The organism is Microcystis sp. CS-574 (genome assembly GCF_028329095.1).
Classification (GTDB): domain Bacteria; phylum Cyanobacteriota; class Cyanobacteriia; order Cyanobacteriales; family Microcystaceae; genus Microcystis; species Microcystis ichthyoblabe_A.
This window is the reverse complement of record NZ_JAQMSY010000214.1, coordinates 1-16,327: the sequence shown is the minus strand read 5'-3', so window position 1 is coordinate 16,327 and position 16,327 is coordinate 1. Positions and strand designations below refer to the sequence as shown.

The 16,327-nt window shown below is 44.0% G+C and carries 19 protein-coding genes; 11 read left to right on the top strand and 8 right to left on the bottom strand.

Features of this window, described 5'->3' with window-relative positions; all coding sequences use genetic code 11:
- The first annotated feature begins 219 nt into the window (after positions 1 to 219).
- The 6 genes from PN470_RS17405 to PN470_RS17380 all read left to right on the top strand — a co-directional run bounded on the left by PN470_RS17405 (position 220) and on the right by PN470_RS17380 (position 4,634).
- On the top strand, positions 220 to 942 hold the full coding sequence (locus tag PN470_RS17405) for a Uma2 family endonuclease (RefSeq protein ID WP_271935738.1): 723 nt from the start codon (positions 220 to 222) through the stop codon (positions 940 to 942).
- Positions 943 to 966: 24 nt separating this feature from the next.
- The gene (gene purE / locus PN470_RS17400; protein WP_002802634.1) at positions 967 to 1,500 is read left to right on the top strand and encodes a 5-(carboxyamino)imidazole ribonucleotide mutase; all 534 of its coding nucleotides are present in this window, start codon (positions 967 to 969) and stop codon (positions 1,498 to 1,500) included.
- Positions 1,501 to 1,542: 42 nt separating this feature from the next.
- Positions 1,543 to 2,343: a tetratricopeptide repeat protein gene (locus PN470_RS17395; protein WP_002776201.1), complete on the top strand. Its 801-nt coding sequence runs from the start codon at positions 1,543 to 1,545 to the stop codon at positions 2,341 to 2,343.
- Positions 2,344 to 2,585: 242 nt separating this feature from the next.
- Positions 2,586 to 3,407 carry a phosphoadenosine phosphosulfate reductase gene (gene cysH / locus PN470_RS17390; RefSeq protein WP_016516985.1) on the top strand — a complete coding sequence of 274 codons (822 nt, stop codon included), beginning with the start codon at positions 2,586 to 2,588 and terminating at the stop codon, positions 3,405 to 3,407.
- A gap of 57 nt (positions 3,408 to 3,464) precedes the next feature.
- Positions 3,465 to 4,331: an alpha/beta fold hydrolase gene (locus tag PN470_RS17385; protein ID WP_272104861.1), complete on the top strand. Its 867-nt coding sequence runs from the start codon at positions 3,465 to 3,467 to the stop codon at positions 4,329 to 4,331.
- A gap of 99 nt (positions 4,332 to 4,430) precedes the next feature.
- Positions 4,431 to 4,634 carry a hypothetical protein gene (locus PN470_RS17380; protein WP_149987003.1) on the top strand — a complete coding sequence of 68 codons (204 nt, stop codon included), beginning with the start codon at positions 4,431 to 4,433 and terminating at the stop codon, positions 4,632 to 4,634.
- A 151-nt stretch (positions 4,635 to 4,785) separates the two neighbouring features.
- On the opposite strand, the gene PN470_RS17375 is transcribed toward PN470_RS17380, so the two are convergent.
- Entirely contained in the window at positions 4,786 to 4,983 is a 198-nt protein-coding gene (locus PN470_RS17375) for a hypothetical protein (protein ID WP_002762603.1), read from the bottom strand.
- 537 nt (positions 4,984 to 5,520) lie between these two features.
- Here PN470_RS17375 and PN470_RS17370 point away from each other — a divergent pair.
- The 4 genes from PN470_RS17370 to PN470_RS17355 are packed head-to-tail and all read left to right on the top strand — an operon-like array spanning position 5,521 to position 7,283.
- Positions 5,521 to 6,369 (top strand): hypothetical protein, encoded by an 849-nt coding sequence (locus tag PN470_RS17370; RefSeq protein ID WP_271935741.1) that lies wholly within the window; start codon positions 5,521 to 5,523, stop codon positions 6,367 to 6,369.
- A gap of 13 nt (positions 6,370 to 6,382) precedes the next feature.
- On the top strand, positions 6,383 to 6,526 hold the full coding sequence (locus tag PN470_RS17365; RefSeq protein WP_241673732.1) for a hypothetical protein: 144 nt from the start codon (positions 6,383 to 6,385) through the stop codon (positions 6,524 to 6,526).
- A 26-nt stretch (positions 6,527 to 6,552) separates the two neighbouring features.
- On the top strand, positions 6,553 to 6,759 hold the full coding sequence (locus PN470_RS17360) for a hypothetical protein (protein WP_002762605.1): 207 nt from the start codon (positions 6,553 to 6,555) through the stop codon (positions 6,757 to 6,759).
- Positions 6,760 to 6,761: 2 nt separating this feature from the next.
- On the top strand, positions 6,762 to 7,283 hold the full coding sequence (locus PN470_RS17355; RefSeq protein WP_271935744.1) for a hypothetical protein: 522 nt from the start codon (positions 6,762 to 6,764) through the stop codon (positions 7,281 to 7,283).
- A 138-nt stretch (positions 7,284 to 7,421) separates the two neighbouring features.
- On the opposite strand, the gene PN470_RS17350 is transcribed toward PN470_RS17355, so the two are convergent.
- The 7 genes from PN470_RS17350 to rlmN form a co-directional block, all read right to left on the bottom strand.
- Positions 7,422 to 9,293 (bottom strand): GTPase family protein, encoded by a 1,872-nt coding sequence (locus PN470_RS17350; protein WP_271935747.1) that lies wholly within the window; start codon positions 9,291 to 9,293, stop codon positions 7,422 to 7,424.
- A gap of 45 nt (positions 9,294 to 9,338) precedes the next feature.
- Complete coding sequence (locus PN470_RS22225) at positions 9,339 to 9,518, bottom strand: hypothetical protein (RefSeq protein ID WP_002776187.1); 180 nt, start codon at positions 9,516 to 9,518, stop codon at positions 9,339 to 9,341.
- A complete protein-coding gene (locus PN470_RS17345; protein WP_271935749.1) occupies positions 9,505 to 10,380 on the bottom strand; it encodes a 3'(2'),5'-bisphosphate nucleotidase CysQ family protein in 876 nt (291 codons plus the stop codon). The genes PN470_RS22225 and PN470_RS17345 overlap by 14 nt, the downstream gene beginning before the upstream one ends.
- 202 nt (positions 10,381 to 10,582) lie before the next feature.
- On the bottom strand, positions 10,583 to 11,425 hold the full coding sequence (locus PN470_RS17340) for a ChaN family lipoprotein (protein ID WP_103111912.1): 843 nt from the start codon (positions 11,423 to 11,425) through the stop codon (positions 10,583 to 10,585).
- Positions 11,426 to 11,641: 216 nt separating this feature from the next.
- Positions 11,642 to 12,841: a ferredoxin--NADP reductase gene (gene petH / locus PN470_RS17335; RefSeq protein WP_272104860.1), complete on the bottom strand. Its 1,200-nt coding sequence runs from the start codon at positions 12,839 to 12,841 to the stop codon at positions 11,642 to 11,644.
- 286 nt (positions 12,842 to 13,127) lie between these two features.
- Positions 13,128 to 13,352 (bottom strand): phycobilisome linker polypeptide, encoded by a 225-nt coding sequence (locus PN470_RS17330; RefSeq protein ID WP_002732223.1) that lies wholly within the window; start codon positions 13,350 to 13,352, stop codon positions 13,128 to 13,130.
- Between the two features lie 288 nt (positions 13,353 to 13,640).
- Positions 13,641 to 14,654, bottom strand: a complete 1,014-nt coding sequence (gene rlmN / locus PN470_RS17325; RefSeq protein WP_271935752.1) for a 23S rRNA (adenine(2503)-C(2))-methyltransferase RlmN — start codon at positions 14,652 to 14,654, stop codon at positions 13,641 to 13,643.
- A gap of 478 nt (positions 14,655 to 15,132) precedes the next feature.
- Here rlmN and rimK point away from each other — a divergent pair, with 478 nt between their 5' ends.
- A complete protein-coding gene (gene rimK, locus PN470_RS17320; RefSeq protein ID WP_271935755.1) occupies positions 15,133 to 16,038 on the top strand; it encodes a 30S ribosomal protein S6--L-glutamate ligase in 906 nt (301 codons plus the stop codon).
- Positions 16,039 to 16,327: the final 289 nt, after the last annotated feature.

Genomic DNA, 16,327 nt, shown 5'->3' with positions numbered 1-16,327 from the left:
GGGGGGATCCCCCTTGATAAGGGGGGAAGCCGAAGGCGGGGGGATCCCCCTTGATAAGGGGGGAAGCCGAAGGCGGGGGGATCCCCCTTGATAAGGGGGGTGTCTGATGATTTTTAACGCCTACCTACTTAAGTTATTGGTTAAAATCCCCCCGCCTTATCTCTGCAATTGTGAGAAAAAAGCTATAATTAATCAATCCTAAAATACCGGGAAAAAGTCATGACAGCCCTAGACATAATCCCAGAAGTTACCTGTCCCCCCACAGATTTATGGAGTGATGAACCACCCTTGGAAAGTGATCTACACCTGCAACAGATCATCATTCTCCTTAGTTGTCTAGAATTATTATGGCGCGAGAGGAGTGATTACTACGCTTCGGGAAATCTAACCATCTACTACAACGCGGAACAACTAAAAAAACGTGATTTCTGTGGTCCTGATTTTTTTGTGGTTTTAGATACCGAAAAACGCCCCCGCAAAAGTTGGGTGGTTTGGGGAGAACAGGGTAAATATCCAGATGTAATTGTCGAGATTCTTTCCGATTCTACGGCCAATATTGACCGCAATAACAAGAAAACTCTCTATCAGAATACCTTTCGCACTCCTAATTATTTTTGGTTTGATCCTAATAGTTTAGAATTGCAGGGATTTAGACTAATTGAGGGACAATATCAAGCCATTTCTCCCAATGACCGGGGTTATCTGTGGAGTGAACAGTTAGGATTATATTTAGGGATATTTGACCGGAAACTGCGTTATTTTACCGGCGATGGTCAATTAGTCCCCACTCCTCAAGAAGCGGAATTAGAGCAACGACAGACAAAAGAACAGGCTCTTTTAGAGAAAGAGCAGGCTCTTTTAGAGAAAGAAAGGGAACGTCAGGCTAAGGAAAAATTAGCCCAAAAATTGCGAGAATTAGGCATTGATCCCGATACAATTTAGGGGAAATATTATTTTCTAGTAGCTATGGTGACAGCAGCGCCCCTAGTGGGTGTAATTATGGGCAGTGATTCCGACTTACCCACCATGAAAGAAGCGATCGCAGTTTTAGAGGTTTTTCAGATTAGCCACGAAGTCGCCATCGTCTCAGCCCATCGTACCCCCGAAAAAATGTTTGAATACGGCAAAAACGCTCATTTAAGGGGAATAAAAGTGATTATCGCTGGAGCCGGCGGCGCTGCCCATTTACCCGGGATGGTAGCATCTTTAACCCCCTTACCCGTGATTGGAGTTCCCGTAGTCACGCGCACTTTACAAGGGTTAGACTCTCTCTATTCAATTGTACAGATGCCCGCAGGCATTCCCGTGGCCACGGTGGCGATCGGTAATGCCAAAAATGCCGGACTTTTAGCGGTTCAAATTCTCGCCACTGGTAATGCTGATCTTTTAGAGCAAGTTATCGCCTATCGTCAATCCCTCACCGATTCCGTCCTCGAAAAACAAAGCAATCTTCAACGACTAGGCTATCAAGACTATCTAGGGCAGAGTTCACCTAAGTAGGGTAGATTGAGAAAAGATTAAGTAACAAATTATGAAGTAATTATGCGTTGGATCACCGCTTGTGTATTGAGTCTATTGCTCTTTTTTGCCCTACCCATAGCGGCTTATGCCGATAGCCCGACTATTAGCGAAGAACAGATTAGAGAAGGGGAAGTTATCGCCGAAAAAGCCCTAGAAGCCACAGAAAAAGGTGATTACGCCCAGGCCGAAAACTATTGGACCCAATTAGTCGCCAAATTCCCCACTAACCCCGCCGTCTGGAGTAATCGCGGCAATGCCAGAGTTAGTCTCAATAAATTAGAGGATGCGATCGCTGATTTTAACCAAGCGATCGCCATTGCCCCCGATGCCCCCGATCCCTACCTCAATCGCGGCACCGCTTTAGAGGGAGAAGGCAAATATCAAGAAGCGATCGCCGATTATAATAAAGTTTTAGAACTAGATCCCAATGATGCCTTTGCCTATAACAATCGCGGCAACGCCGAAGGCGGTTTAGGGGACTGGGAAGCCGCCGTCAAAGACTATCGGCAAGCCACTCAACTGGCCCCGAATTTTGCCTGGGCGCAAGCTAATCTGGCCCTGGCCCTGTACGAATTGGGCAGATATCCCGAAGCAGTCCAAAAAATGCGGAATATTGCCCGCAAATACCCCATGTTCCCCGATGTCAGAGCCGCCTTAAGCGCGGTTTTATGGACCCAAGGACAACAGGGAGAAGCGGAAAGCAATTGGGTAGCCGCCGTCGGCATGGATACCCGCTATCAAGACCTCGATTGGGTAAAAAGCGTGCGCCGTTGGCCGCCGAATATGGTTCTAGCCTTAGATAAGTTTCTTAACTTAAAGTAAAAAATTACTAAATAGTAACTTTTCTAGCAGTAGCGGGGCTGAGAGTCCAATTATCCTGAAATCAGCGACTAAAATACAATTGAGGCCTGATAGTTCCATTATCCTCGATCGAATAACCAGGCTCTGAAAAGGAAAAGGAATAGCTAGAACGGGCCGATGGCCCAATGCTATAATCCAATCACAGGGATAGATTGGACTCTATCAGTATCCGCCGCTACTGTACACCTTAAATCTTAGCCAGAATGCCAGATTTACACTTGCTTAATTCTCATCCACAGGCCCTAGAAACCGCCTTCATCGCCACTGCCGACCGGTCTTTTTCCTCCCCTCTATCCCTCGACCTCGCCAGAATTAATCAACGTTTTGACTCCGCTAACGCCGCAGAAATCGTCGCTTGGGCTGCGGCCACCTTTGGGGAAGGTTTGGTGATGAGTACCAGTTTCGGCATTCAAGCGGCGGTGATGTTGCACCTCGTCACCGCAATTATCCCCGATATTCCCATCATTTGGATCGATACCGGCTATCTTCCCCCAGAAACCTATCAATTTGCCGAAGACTTAAGCCAACGCCTCCATTTAAACCTGAAAGTTTATCAATCTCCCCTCAGTCCCGCCCGCATGGAAGCAATCCACGGTAAACTGTGGTCAAATAACGATCTCGACTCCCTCAATCTCTACGACAAAATCCGCAAGGTGGAGCCGATGCAACGGGCCCTGAAGGAATTAAAGGCCACCGCTTGGTTAGCAGGTTTACGTCGCGACCAAACCGACCACCGCAAAACTCTCCAATGGGTCAATCAACAGGGCGAACGTTACAAAATATTACCGATACTTGACTGGAATGCCAAAACCATCTATGACTATCTGACTAAATACGATCTTCCCTACCATCCCTATTTTGATCTGGGTTATGTCTCCGTCGGCGATTGGCACTCCAGTCGGCCTTTAACCGCCGATGATAGCAACGAACGAGACACCCGTTTCAAGGGTTTAAAACAAGAATGCGGTCTTCATTTGCCCTTAACCCCCGGAGAAGCACAAAGTCTCGACGCAAGCTCCCTATAACTGCCGGGGTGGAAAGTTTGCCGGTGCGATCGGTTCCTAGACGTTAGACAATGGTTAATGATTATTAATCCCCCATTAACCATGGCTATTTTAGAAAGTTTTCTCGAAGTCGGCCCTCTCAAGTGGTTTTATCGACAGGTTAACCCCGATCAACAACCGGACACAACCCCCGTGATCCTACTCCATGGTTTACCCGCCCATGGCTATATTTGGCGAGAATTATTGACCAGTTTAGAAGAATATAACATTAATGCCATTGCCCCCGATTGGATCGGTTCCGGTTTATCCGCTAAACCCGATGCCAGAGATTTCGCCTACACACCTAGCGCTTTTTGTCAAGCCTTGGCCGATTTTATTCAAGCTCTCCAATTGCCGAAAATCTCCCTCATTGTCCAGGGTTTTTTAGCCTCCGTCGGGTTACAATACGCCCTAGAAAATCCCGATAAAATTGAGTGCTTGATCGTTTTAAATACTCCCCTCTCCAGTGATGTTAAATTACCCTGGATAATGAAACAATGGGGGCTACCTTTCCTCGGAGATATGGCGACTCAAGACCCCTTATTAGTCGATCGTACTTTAGAAACTGGTAGCGGTTTTGTGATTAGTGATGCAGATCTGGCTATTTTCCGTCAACCTTATCTAAAAACTTCGGCAGTGGGTCGCGCTTTACTGGCCACGATTCGCAATTTAAACCTATCGAAAACTATGGCAGAAATTGAGACAGGTTTAGAGAACTTTGAAAAACCTATCCTTTTTGTCTGGGGAATGGCGGATCCTTGGTTATCTTCTGTCACTGTCGAAAAATTAGCTACTAAATCAGGAGTGGAATTAATCTCCCTCGCAGAAGCGAAACACTATCCCCAAGAACATTGGTCAAAAGAAATTAGTCCCCAGATTATTAATTTTCTCGGACGCAAAACCTAAAACCCGATACTTTCTGGGAATTGATAGCAAAATCTCCCTAGAAAGTATTGATCAAGTTATCCTTAGTATATCACTGTAGTTCTGCACTGGCCACCACCTATGGAAATACCAGCTTTAGGAAGGATAAATATAACAAATAATCCCCCAGATATTAATAATTTAACCGATTGGGAGCGAGTTAAATCGATGGGTGATCTAGAAATCGAGGCTAATGCTTTGTCAGATCCCGATGCACTTCCTTTTGATGATGATTGGGAAAATGCGGCGATTATTTCTGCTTACAATAAATTAACATCTCAATAATTGCTAAAACTGATAATTGTCTCAGGGTTACTTGTTATGAAAGTTTAATAGACTGTTGATCAAGAAAATAGTGATAAAATTTTTTGTTAGCTCAAAACAATAAGCAGGTAATCATTTGATAGTAATCATTCTACATTACCCTCAAATCGAATTACTTAATATTGATTATTTGAACCATATTTTCAAGTCTATGTATATAGGCCTGATGATATCTCCATGCTTCTAAAATACTTTGTAATAATTCATCTTTTGAAAAACAACCAGAATCAGCTACATCTTCAATTTGTCTGATTAGATCATCTTCTAACTCCAATTCTAGCATACTCACTTGTTTAGTTGTGTCTGCCATACTTTTATCTATCTAAAAGTTGATGGAACTATCATACCATAGGAACTCAGCACTGTGGTATCTATTAAACCCCACAATATACCCACATTACACCCATTGCTAGGTCTTGCATATATGTATATATAATACCACCTACTAAATACCCTATTATACCCCCTGTTGTACCTAATGATGAATAAAACCTAAGATTATTTTAGTTAAAATTTGCGAAAAATAGCTTTTTAATAGCAAATAAGTCGATAAGTCGATGGTATTTGACCTATGCACCCATTAAGTACCGTCAGGACTCGTTTATGTTGACTTAACATATCTGGTGTAATTGCTTGACATATCTAGTGTAATTGCTTGACATATCTAGTGTAATTAGGGTTGACATATCTGGTGTAATTAGGGTAAGATGGGATACTGTGACTTAGGATGCTAAGTTTCTAAAGGCAGACTATTATGGACATCTATAAGAAAGGACGATGACAACCCTTAAATCAGACTGTAGGGTCAATTCATGAATTGACCCTACACTATATAGGAGATAAAACTATGTACGTTAATCCTTGTAGCCCCCACGTCGATGCGAGCTTTTTCAGTGCGAGCTTTTTCAGTTGGGATGACTTTCTGGAGGATCATCGCTCTAATCCCCACAAACTCATCGACTGGATTAAACAGAATCATCCAGAGTTGGTAGAGAAGGCAAAAAACGGCAATCTATCACCTGAAACAATCGGTTTCTGGCAAAAAGTTCTCAATTCTGAGTTGGTCTGCGTCAATCCCCGGGACCTCCACGGTGAGGTTATGGTGACAGATGCGATCAATGCTAATCCTGTGAGTCGCAAGTGGGCTAATCGATTTTTGTGGGCTATTATCAGCGACCATCTAAGTCACTGTAAGGTTATGGTGACAGATGCGATCAATGCTAATCCTGCGAGTCGCAAGTGGGCTAATCGATTTTTGTGGGCTATTATCAGCTTACAATTCGTTTTAACGCTGATTTCGGGTGTTGGCTCGGAAATCCTGACTAACTCCGCTCAATTATCTAAAATCTACGCCGACAAAGTAGTAGAAGAACATCTCTATGCCACTCCTCGCCGAAACATAGCTGAAGGAGAACGAGTATTAGATCAGGCGAAAGTCGCTCAAAACATTTGCGATAAGAAAGCGGCTGAATATCAAAAAGAACGGGACAAGGATAAACTGTACGATCCTAAAACATCCAGTCTCTACGAAAAACTACATGGACGCCATGGAGTACCGTCAACCTACTTTGACAAGATACCTACAGCAGCTCTACCCTATTGTCTCAAGCCTAAACGGTTAGAAGCTGACGGAGAGAAACTGCGAGGGCAAGGTCAAAAGCAACTAGATTCAGTCCAATCTACTGTTGATCAGTAGTGCATCGATTCTGATGACGCTTTGGCATCGCAATAAGGCCAGCATTGCTGTAACCTTCGACCCAACCGCTAAACAGGCTTTTGACGAACTAATTCATGCTGTGGCGGAAGGATTGAACAATCAAGAGCCTCCTGCTATTGATGATGACAACCCATAAATCAATCACTAAATTAACAAAAAAAAATGGCTACCAGACAATTTCGAGTAAATCTTAGTCAAAAGGACTCTGAATATCTTAAAGAAATAGCTAAAGAGCTAGACTTAACAGAGTCTGAAGTAATTCGTAAAGGATTAAAACTCATGGCTTTATATGCTAAAACTGAGACGGAGGAAGATACTCAATTAATACTGCAAAAAGGTAATGAACAGAGACCACTACTAATTGTTTAGTTATGACCAGTGATTCAAAAAATGAGACAGGGGAAGTTAACAACCCAAAAGATCCCAGCGCTTCTTTGGCTCTTCCAACTGAAAGGAACTCTGTGCGTCATAATCTAAAGAAGAATCCGGAGCCTTATCATTTAGACAATGAAGTATCTGAATTTGGTAAACCAGCTACAGCTATATCACCCTCAGACCAAAGACATAATTTTAATACTAAAGTAGCTGGTTCCTTAGCAAGGTGGCTTTGGTTGGGATTGTTAACCACTGCTGGTTTACAAATTCTTTCTATTTGTCTCATTTCTTTTGCTTCTCTTGGAATTTTTAATTTAAATATAAATTTGAAAGCTATCGAAGAACAAGAAGTACAAAGTAGAGTGGATAAAGCGGCAACCCTAATTAATGATTCTTCTAAGACAATTTATACTTTTTTAGGGCCAATAGCTACAGCAGTCACCGCCTTTTATTTTAGTGGTTTGGGTAGTTCGTCGAAAACTAACGATGAAAACTCTGAAAATGAAAAAAATGAATAGAACTTTCAAAAAAACACGAAAAAATCTCTCCCATTGGTAATTTTAGTACAAGGGCTAGAAATCTCAACATCAGAAACCTCTCCTCCCCACTCCCCTATACTTTTAAAGTGGAATAAAGTTTTAGCTTAATTAATCTGGTTAGAGGCCTGTTTTTGTCGTTTCTAAATACCCCTGATAACTTGACCGGAACCGTTCGATCGATAAGTCCTTTGTCCAATATTCTACCAGAGCATGACCCCAGGCCCAAGCTTCCTTGTCAGCAGTGCTAGAATTTTCTAATAGTATTGGCCAAAGTGCCAATAAATCAAAACTTTTATTCTCCGTATTTAAGAGAGAAGAAAGCTCGTAGGCCATCTGTAATTTACCGATCGCTACTGGTAATTGTTCCACAGGAATTTGTTCAGCTAAAAGATAGGCTAAAGTCGGTCTTCCCGTGGCTAAAGTGGAGATAAAACCTAGAATAGGACTTTTTAATAGGGCCGTTAAACCTTGCCCCGTGGCCATCTGTAAAGTATAGCGATCGATTATTTTCGCCGCTGCCAGGGTTCGAGTTTCCAAATCCGCTAAAAAACGGGCTAAACGCAACTGTTTTGCGGGTGAAATTGCCCCCAGCAAAGCGATTGATAACTCCTCATCCCCCCAAGCTTCTCTATCTGGCTGTTGACTGACCATCGGCAAAATGCGATCGCAAAGATCCTCGAATAATTCCGCCCGATACTGCAAGCATTCGCGGATATTGACTTCTTTGGGACTTTCTCCCGTCAGCCAATTATAGGGAGGTTGCCACTCTCGCACCGGACGCAGGCGATCAACTTGAGAAACACAGACTATAACTGGTAAATTGTCAATAGTTTGTTGCAAATCTTTAAGAAAAGCCTCATCCATGGACAGGGCGGGATCGAGGGCGGGGGTGACAAGAATCAATAAATCGGCGTTTTTGGCATAATTAAGAACCTTTTGCCGATCATCGGCCCGATTTGCCTGTTCGTAGCCCGGAGTATCCCAGAGGATTAACTCGTCCCCTTCTGGGGTTTGCCAATGGTAGGATTGGATGGCATCGGTACTGGGCAATAGATCCACTTGGGCTAAATCGGACCGAAAGAGAGTATTAATTAAACTGCTTTTGCCGGCCCCGGTGCGTCCAACCAGCAGAATGTTAACCGGTTGGCGATCGATTTCCGTGATTGGTTCAGCTTGGGCGAGAATTTCTTTGAGAGTAGTAGTGGCGATTTTGGTCTTGGTGGGGAGAGTGGGGGCGAGATTGCCGCCACTGTAGAGTAACACCGCTTGACGAGAGAGATTTCTTAGGGCATTTTCCCGCAAAACTTGCCCTAAATTGACTAATAATTGCTGATCCGCTCGATCGCTGTACTTTTGACTGGCCACTTTAGCCACAGCCGCAGCGGGATTGATCACCCATTGCGCCCAATTCCAGACCTGCCAAAGTTTCTGGGCCGAGGGTTGCAATTTTTGATAAACTTCGTAGGCCTGATAGGCTTGGCTGATGGTGATTTGATTCAGGGCCGGGGAAAGATTCTGCATCCAGCGATCGCTATCATCCACAGTTCCCCGAATTAAACCGTAGGCCTGGGGAATGTAAATATTTAATAAGGGGTACTTGACATCGGGGTAATATATATGGGCGATGGCACTGACCAAATCCTGACAGCGTTGCCAAAAAGTCGCCCAATCTTCCCAAACTGGGCGATCATTGCGGGCCTCGACGATAATCCTCTCGATAATTTCCTCGACATTTCCCCCGGAATCACCCTCAGGAGGGGTTAATTCTGCCTTAATTTCCCCGATGGCGGCTTCAATTTCCCCGACTGCTGGGCGCGTCCATTTGACCAACAGGAAGCGCCAAGCCACAAAAATCAGGGTAAAAACTGCCCAAATCCAATTCAAACCCCATTGATTGATCTGGACACTGGCGGCCACGATCAGAAAAATCACCACAGCGGCGATCGGAACTGCTAAAATCAACCCTTGCCAAGTTTTTAACCGTAACATTGCTCGATCTGGTTTTTTTCCATTCTACCGATCTCTGATTCTCGGTTAGGGGGCAGAAATTAAGCTCTCTTGGGTTTGGTGGGTAAAATGTATTCTAAGATACAGTACCGCCGGCGAAGGACTAGAACGAACCACAAAGACACAAAGGACACAAAGATTGATCGCTCCTATATAAGTTAAACCGATCACACAAAGAATAAGAGAGCAGAAATTAGACAGTGGCATCAATTTGGGCGAGGATTGCTGTGGACAACTGACAAAGTTGTTGATGACAAGGACCATTACTGGCCATGATCCCCCCCCATTGCCGCACATCGCCGCGATTATAGCGCACGGGTTGACCGTCAAAATAGGAGAATTTGCCGCCTGCTTCCGTTAAAATCAACTCTGGGGCGGCAAAATCCCAGTCTTTAGCCGCCGATTTCCCCGATAGGGAGATATAAACATCGGATTTTTGTTCGAGGATCGTGGCAATTTTACAGCCCACACTAGCCACATAATTTTTACCTAAGAAGGGTATTTGACTTAATAAATTATCAAAACGTTGGTCGCGATGGGTACGACTAACCACCAGATAGAGATCGGTAATTTTATCTTTATTGGCAACTTTTACCTGTGTAATATTTCCGTCGCTAGTTTCTAGAAAAGTGCCTTTTCCTTTTTGGGCAAAATAGAGTTTTTCTTGATCCGGCAGGGCAACCACGGCGATGATCGGTCTTCCCTGATAACATAAGGCGATATGTAGGGCATATTCTCCCGTTTTGTTGATAAAATCGCGGGTTCCGTCCAAAGGATCGATAATCCATACCCAATCTTTCGGGATAGCTTCATTGCCTTGATGGGTTTCCTCGCTCAGATAACCAAAGTCGATATCAGAAAAATTTGTTTGTAATTCCCCTAAAATATAGTTATTTGCCGCTAAATCCGCCGCCGTCACCGGTCCGCCTTTTTTCTTCTTGTTAACGGCTAAATCCTGTTCACCCCGGTGGTAGGATTGGAGAATTTTAGCACCACCCCAACCCACGGCACGAGTCACAGCTAAAATGCGATCGAGTGTTTCGGTATCTTGACAGGTTAAATTAATCATAAAATAGCCTCAGTTTTTCAGACTTATTATCTACTAAGTAGTCGTGCAAAATAAATTTCCTAGTGAAGATAGGCAAGAGGCAATAGGCAATAGGCAATAGGCAAAAGCTTTATCGAAATGTGTAATTAATTTTGCTTAGGTACTTAAATTGAAAGACTGGCTTCTTAGCTTATCATCCCTTGCTTCCTAGCTACTGACTGGCTTAATTTTGCCCCTGCCAAAAATAATCGGCGGGTTTTTTGGTTTCTTCCGGTGATGATTGAGGAGTGTTTCCTAAGAAAACCGAGCGCTGGCTGACGCGATCGCCTAATCTTCTTTGGACTCGACTGGGAATACCGTAACCGTAGGCAATATGACCTTTTCCTGCTAGGACGATGATCTGATAGTCGGGATGAGCTTGCCAGAATTTAGCGATCGCATCGGCCATGGTTTCATCCCAGAGGACCTGTGCCAGAAAAAAGCGATCGAATCCCTGACTTTTGCCCCCCGTGTGTTGCTGATAAACGGCTAAGATCTGTTGACGGTACTCCTCGTTATCCTGGTTTATTTCGCTTTTAGGGGGAATGTAGGTCATTTCTGAGGTGGAGAGGCTTTCTAAGCCCTCTCGTGCCACTTTTCTAGTGATTTCCGTGGGTGTATTGAGGGCGATCAATGGTAGTTTTTTCGCCTTGGCCAAGCGCAGGATCGGGGCGTAAAATTCCCAATCAAATCCCCAACGTTGGTCGTATTCACTTTTTTCTCTCAACTGATTTTCGCTAATTTTGCCGGCTAAATACTGATCCAAATAGATTTGGTAAGGACGTTGAAACATCTCGAAAGCGATCGCTATTTGGGGATTATTAGCCTGTAAATACTCGATAATAGCTAATTGGGCCTGATGATCGGCTTGACTATCGTGCCTTTCTCCCAGATAAATAATCTCGGCTGTTTTTAAATCTGCCAGAATTTGTTTTTGGCTATTAGTAAAACTCCAGGCCCGGGGCAGCAAAATAAACAGTAAGCAGAGGGCAAGGAAAACGGGAAAAAAGCGTCGAGAGAATTTCATCTTTTTAAAGGTCTTTTAAAAAACCTAAGTAGATAGGTATTAAAAACTTTCAGATCCCCCCGGCTATCGGCACCCCCCTTATTAAGGGGGGTAGGGGGGATCGAACCTAAAATCCATTTTTAATTTAATTATAACCAGCTACTTATCTTAACCGAAGCCAAGACAAAAAAGGTGGGCAATGCCCACCCCCAAAAATTTTCAGAGAACCTTTCTGGTTTAGTAGGTTTCTACGTGCCAGCGATGTTCTTTTTTCAGTTGTTTCTGATAGACAGACCAATCAGCGCCATTTTTAGCAGCAGCACCACTGATAGCATCGTCGATACCATCTTCCATCCCTTTCAGTCCGCACATATAAGCGTGGGTTTTGGGACTTTGGAGTAGATTCCAGATTTCGTCAGCGTGTTCGGCTACCCGGTGTTGAATATACATTCTGCCGCCCTGGGGATTTTGCTGTTCCCGGCTGATGGCATAGGTGAGACGGAAGTTATCGGGGAATTCCGCCGCGATTTTCTCTAATTCTTCTTGGTAGAGAATATTGGCCGTTTTGGGAACTCCGAAAATCAACCAAGCTAGACCTTTGAATTTATAATCTTCGTGTTGTTCCTTGAACATCCGCCAGAGGAAAGCTCGGAAGGGAGCGATTCCCGTCCCGGTGGCCATCATAATGATAGTGGCATCTTCATCACCCGGTAGCAGCATTTCCTTACCCACGGGGCCGGTAATAGCCACATCAGCGCCCACCTCTACATTACAGAGATGGGTGGAACAAACCCCATAAACGGTTTCCTTGGTTTCTGGGTGTTGGTATTCCAACTGACGCACGCAGAGGGATACGGTTTTATCGTCTAATTTATCACCATGACGGGTGGAGGCGATCGAATAGAGTCTCAATTTATGAGGTTTGCCATTAGCATCGGTACCCGGGGGGATAATACCGATACTTTGCCCTTCTAAATAGCGTAAATTGCTCCCAGAAAGGTCAAAGGTGACGTGTTGTACGATGCCGATACCCCCCTCATCAACGAGAGGATAATTCTCGATACATTTGCCGATAAAGGGTTGATTCGGACGGTAGATATTGACGGGGATATCTGTTTTTTCTTTCGCTTGAGTCATGGCCTTTTTCTTGGTCTGTTCGGGGACGGGCGATGATTGAGCGATTGGCTGTGGTGTGGAGGCACTAGAAACAGTTGCTACGGGGGCAATCCCATTGAAGGGTTTGATGCTGACGATACGACCACCTAAACGGGTAATCCGACGCATTTCTTGATTCATGCGACTGTAGGGAACCGTGAAAAACACGCTTCCACTCTGACGGATTGAATAATCCAAGCTGTCAGTATTGTCGTTTTGATTGAGACCCGCCACTTCGTAAACAAATAAACGGTTTCCCGCTAGTGTACTCGGACTGTACATTAAATATAACTCCCAACTCAAGTCACGATAATCGTTCCATAGTTTAGCCTACCATCGGTACACTACACCTAGGCCTAATTGAGAGTTATCTTAAAAAAACCACAGACATCGCTTTTATCTTTGCCTAAGGATAGGTCAACTCTCTGGTTAAAATCTGTTACATTTGCAGCATTTTACTTTTTATTAAGATTTATGTTACTTTTTCCCGTTTATGCTAAAAATCCCCCTGGTTGGCCTGATGAGGACAAGAGCGGGGGACAGATATTAGCAATAATTATTTTATGAACTACTCGGCCGCAGCAGCGTTTAAGGGTTTAATGCTGACGATGCGAGCGCCTAAACGGGTAATCCGACGCATTTCTTGATTCATGCGGCTATAGGGAACGGTTAAAAAGACACTGCCACTCTTACGGATAGAATAATCTAGGTTATCAGTATTGTCATTTTGACTCAAACCGACGACTTCATAGACAAAAAGGCGATTTTCTTTGGCACTAGAGAGACTTTGCATCGAAATGGCTCCGACATTGATGTTATAGTTCTCTAGTTTAGCCTAGCAGGGAGACTAGCAATCTAGTTAGGGTTTGCGGCAAAAAGTTTCTCGTGGGGCCAGGGTGTGGGGTGTAGGGTGTAGGGTGTAGGGTGTAGGGTTTTATTTTAAGGTACTTTTCCCCTGAAATTTCCCCCCGATCCCTCCAATGGCTGGCACTTTTTGATTTTCCAAAAGTCTAAACGTCTTACCCAACAAGGTTTTTAGATTTATTCAGCCAACCCTAGTTAATGGCCGATTTACGCCTGTTTATTGTACCATAACGCTCGATCGCAATTGTCCACAGGCTGCATTGGCCGCTAAACCTCTCGAATAACGGACAGTAACAGCGACTTTTTCCTGTTCTAAAATAGTTTTAAAAGCCTTAATTCTTTTTTCATCAGGCCGTTGATAATCCACCTCTTGAATGGGATTATAGGGGATTAAATTGACGTGAGACTGAAACCCTTTCACCAGTTTGACTAATTCCCTTGCGTGTTCGGGTAAATCATTCACTCCCGCTAAAAGAATGTATTCAAATGTCACCCTTCGTCCCGTGATTTGAACGTATTCCTGACAGTCTTGGATCAGATTACTTAGGGGATAATGGTCGGCACTGGGGATTAATTTAGATCGAACTTGTTGATTAGAAGCATGGAGACTAACAGCAAAAGTTACTTGTAAATTATGTTCGGCTAGTTGCTTGATTTTATGGGGTAATCCCACGGTAGAAATCGTTAAACAACGCTGACCGATCCCCACATCTTGATTGAGGGAATGAATCGCTGTCACCACTTCGGGGATATTTAATAAAGGTTCCCCCATACCCATAAATACCACATGACTAACTCGCTGTTGAAAATCCTCCTGTACTGTTAACACTTGGTCAACGATTTCATAGGCTTTTAAATTACGAGTAAAACCACCTTTTCCTGTGGCACAAAAATCACAGGCCATCGGACAACCCACTTGGGAAGAAACACAGACTGTTAATCTTTTTTCACTAGGAATTCCCACCGCTTCGATAATTAAACCATCGGCCAGTTTTAGCAGATATTTACGAGTGCGATCGGGTGCTACACTGCGATAATGTATAAGGGAACGACCGATAGGATAATCCGCCAGCTTGCTGCGCCATTCTTGGGGGAATACGGAAATATCCGCCAAAGAATGCACCCCTTTTTCGTATAGCCATTGGTGTAATTGTTTCCCCCGATAAGCGGGTTGTCCCTGGTCTTTTACCCAGTCGGTCAGTTCCTCTAAAGATTTCGCCAGTAAAGTCATAATTATTATCGTTGATCACCTTATCATTCTAACCGATAGCTCATGCTTAGTAGCAAAACCGTAACAAAATTGTATTGATTAATTGACATTTTTTCCCTTTGCTCCTTCTCTAGTCTTTGTTAGTCAATTAAATACTTAAAACTATAACTTAAGTAGGTAGGTGTTAAAAGTTTTCAGATACCCCCGCCTATCGGCACCCCCCTTATCAAAGGGGGCAGGGGGGATCGAACCTCAAATCCATTTTTAATTTAATTATAACCAGCTACTTAAACTGAGCCTGACGACAAAAATAAATCTAGTCTTAAGCTTGACTTTTTTACTTTTCATTTAATCTAACTGTTCAAAGGGAACTGTCAGCGCCATAATAATCGATGGACTTCGATCGAGAACAGAAATTTTATGAGTTGCCAGCAAAAAAAGTCAATATGGGGAAATAAGGAGCTATTCAGTTGTAAAAGCAATATTTAAGCGAAAATTTATGAAAATCGCTATTTTATCGCAAGATACTTCTCTTTATTCGACCAAGCGACTGAAAGAGGCGGGAGAAGCCCAAGGCCATGAGGTACGAGTGATCAATTATTTGCGCTGTTATATGAACATCACCTCCCATAAACCCACGGTTGTTTATAACGGTAAACCCTTAGAGAGTTTCGATGCGATTATCCCCCGTATTGCCGCCTCAAAAACCTTCTATGGAACCGCAGTCGTCCGACAATTCGAGGTGATGAATGTTTTTACTGCCAACGACTCGCAAGCAATTTCTCGGTCGCGGGATAAATTGCGTTGTCTGCAAATCCTCGCTCGGGAAGGGATAGGTTTACCGGTGACGGGAATTGCTCACGCAACTCAAGATATCGATGGTTTAATCGAAACCGTCGGCGGCACCCCCCTAGTGATTAAATTATTAGAAGGAACCCAAGGTATTGGGGTAGTCTTAGCGGAAACCGATCAAGCAGCCAAGTCAGTTATTGAAGCTTTTCGGCAATTAGAGGCTAATATTCTAGTACAAGAGTATATTAAAGAGGCCAGTGGGGCAGATCTGCGCTGTTTTGTCATCGATGGAAAAGTGGTAGCCTCGATGAAGCGACAGGGGGCCGAAGGGGATTTTCGTTCTAATCTTCACCGCGGTGGCAAAGCAGAAAAGATAAAATTAACCCCAGAGGAACGCAGTACGGCTATACGGGCCACTAAAGCCATGGGTTTACGGGTTGCGGGTGTGGACCTATTGCGGTCTAATCACGGGCCTGTGGTTATCGAGGTCAATTCCTCTCCCGGTTTAGAAGGAATAGAAGGGGCCACTGGTGTGGATGTGGCCAAAAAAATTATTGATTTTGTCGCTAAAAATGCCACCCTAGTCCTAAATCGCGATCGATATCAATATTAGCCGTCAGCCTTGCATCAGTTATCAGTTATCAGTTATCAGTGGGTAAGTTATCAGTCAATAGTATTAAGCGATAAGGGACTTGCGTGGAAATAATATCCCAATTGATCGGAGGGCGCAAGCTTTGCGCCCCTACAGTAACGGATTTTCTTCACAATGTAGGGGCGAACTGCGTTCGCCCAAAAGGTACATTATCAAAGCGCAAGTCCCTAAGCTCGGAGCTGCCTTTTTACAGAAAAAAATCTCCCCACACCCCACACCCTACACCCCACACCCCACACCCCTTAAATAG

What these genes read in the sequence shown, in the direction of transcription:
- PN470_RS17345 (WP_271935749.1), bottom strand. Translation starts at nt 10,380, where the DNA reads ATGATTAATTTAACCTGTCAAGATACCGAAACACTCGATCGCATTTTA.
- PN470_RS17385 (WP_272104861.1), top strand. Translation starts at nt 3,465, where the DNA reads ATGATTATTAATCCCCCATTAACCATGGCTATTTTAGAAAGTTTTCTC.
- PN470_RS17395 (WP_002776201.1), top strand. Translation starts at nt 1,543, where the DNA reads ATGCGTTGGATCACCGCTTGTGTATTGAGTCTATTGCTCTTTTTTGCC.
- PN470_RS17375 (WP_002762603.1), bottom strand. Translation starts at nt 4,983, where the DNA reads ATGGCAGACACAACTAAACAAGTGAGTATGCTAGAATTGGAGTTAGAA.
- petH (WP_272104860.1), bottom strand. Translation starts at nt 12,841, where the DNA reads ATGTACAGTCCGAGTACACTAGCGGGAAACCGTTTATTTGTTTACGAA.
- PN470_RS22225 (WP_002776187.1), bottom strand. Translation starts at nt 9,518, where the DNA reads ATGCCACTGTCTAATTTCTGCTCTCTTATTCTTTGTGTGATCGGTTTA.
- PN470_RS17330 (WP_002732223.1), bottom strand. Translation starts at nt 13,352, where the DNA reads ATGCAAAGTCTCTCTAGTGCCAAAGAAAATCGCCTTTTTGTCTATGAA.
- PN470_RS17340 (WP_103111912.1), bottom strand. Translation starts at nt 11,425, where the DNA reads ATGAAATTCTCTCGACGCTTTTTTCCCGTTTTCCTTGCCCTCTGCTTA.
- purE (WP_002802634.1), top strand. Translation starts at nt 967, where the DNA reads ATGGTGACAGCAGCGCCCCTAGTGGGTGTAATTATGGGCAGTGATTCC.
- PN470_RS17370 (WP_271935741.1), top strand. Translation starts at nt 5,521, where the DNA reads ATGTACGTTAATCCTTGTAGCCCCCACGTCGATGCGAGCTTTTTCAGT.
- PN470_RS17380 (WP_149987003.1), top strand. Translation starts at nt 4,431, where the DNA reads ATGGAAATACCAGCTTTAGGAAGGATAAATATAACAAATAATCCCCCA.
- PN470_RS17360 (WP_002762605.1), top strand. Translation starts at nt 6,553, where the DNA reads ATGGCTACCAGACAATTTCGAGTAAATCTTAGTCAAAAGGACTCTGAA.
- PN470_RS17350 (WP_271935747.1), bottom strand. Translation starts at nt 9,293, where the DNA reads ATGTTACGGTTAAAAACTTGGCAAGGGTTGATTTTAGCAGTTCCGATC.
- cysH (WP_016516985.1), top strand. Translation starts at nt 2,586, where the DNA reads ATGCCAGATTTACACTTGCTTAATTCTCATCCACAGGCCCTAGAAACC.
- rimK (WP_271935755.1), top strand. Translation starts at nt 15,133, where the DNA reads ATGAAAATCGCTATTTTATCGCAAGATACTTCTCTTTATTCGACCAAG.
- PN470_RS17365 (WP_241673732.1), top strand. Translation starts at nt 6,383, where the DNA reads ATGACGCTTTGGCATCGCAATAAGGCCAGCATTGCTGTAACCTTCGAC.
- PN470_RS17405 (WP_271935738.1), top strand. Translation starts at nt 220, where the DNA reads ATGACAGCCCTAGACATAATCCCAGAAGTTACCTGTCCCCCCACAGAT.
- PN470_RS17355 (WP_271935744.1), top strand. Translation starts at nt 6,762, where the DNA reads ATGACCAGTGATTCAAAAAATGAGACAGGGGAAGTTAACAACCCAAAA.
- rlmN (WP_271935752.1), bottom strand. Translation starts at nt 14,654, where the DNA reads ATGACTTTACTGGCGAAATCTTTAGAGGAACTGACCGACTGGGTAAAA.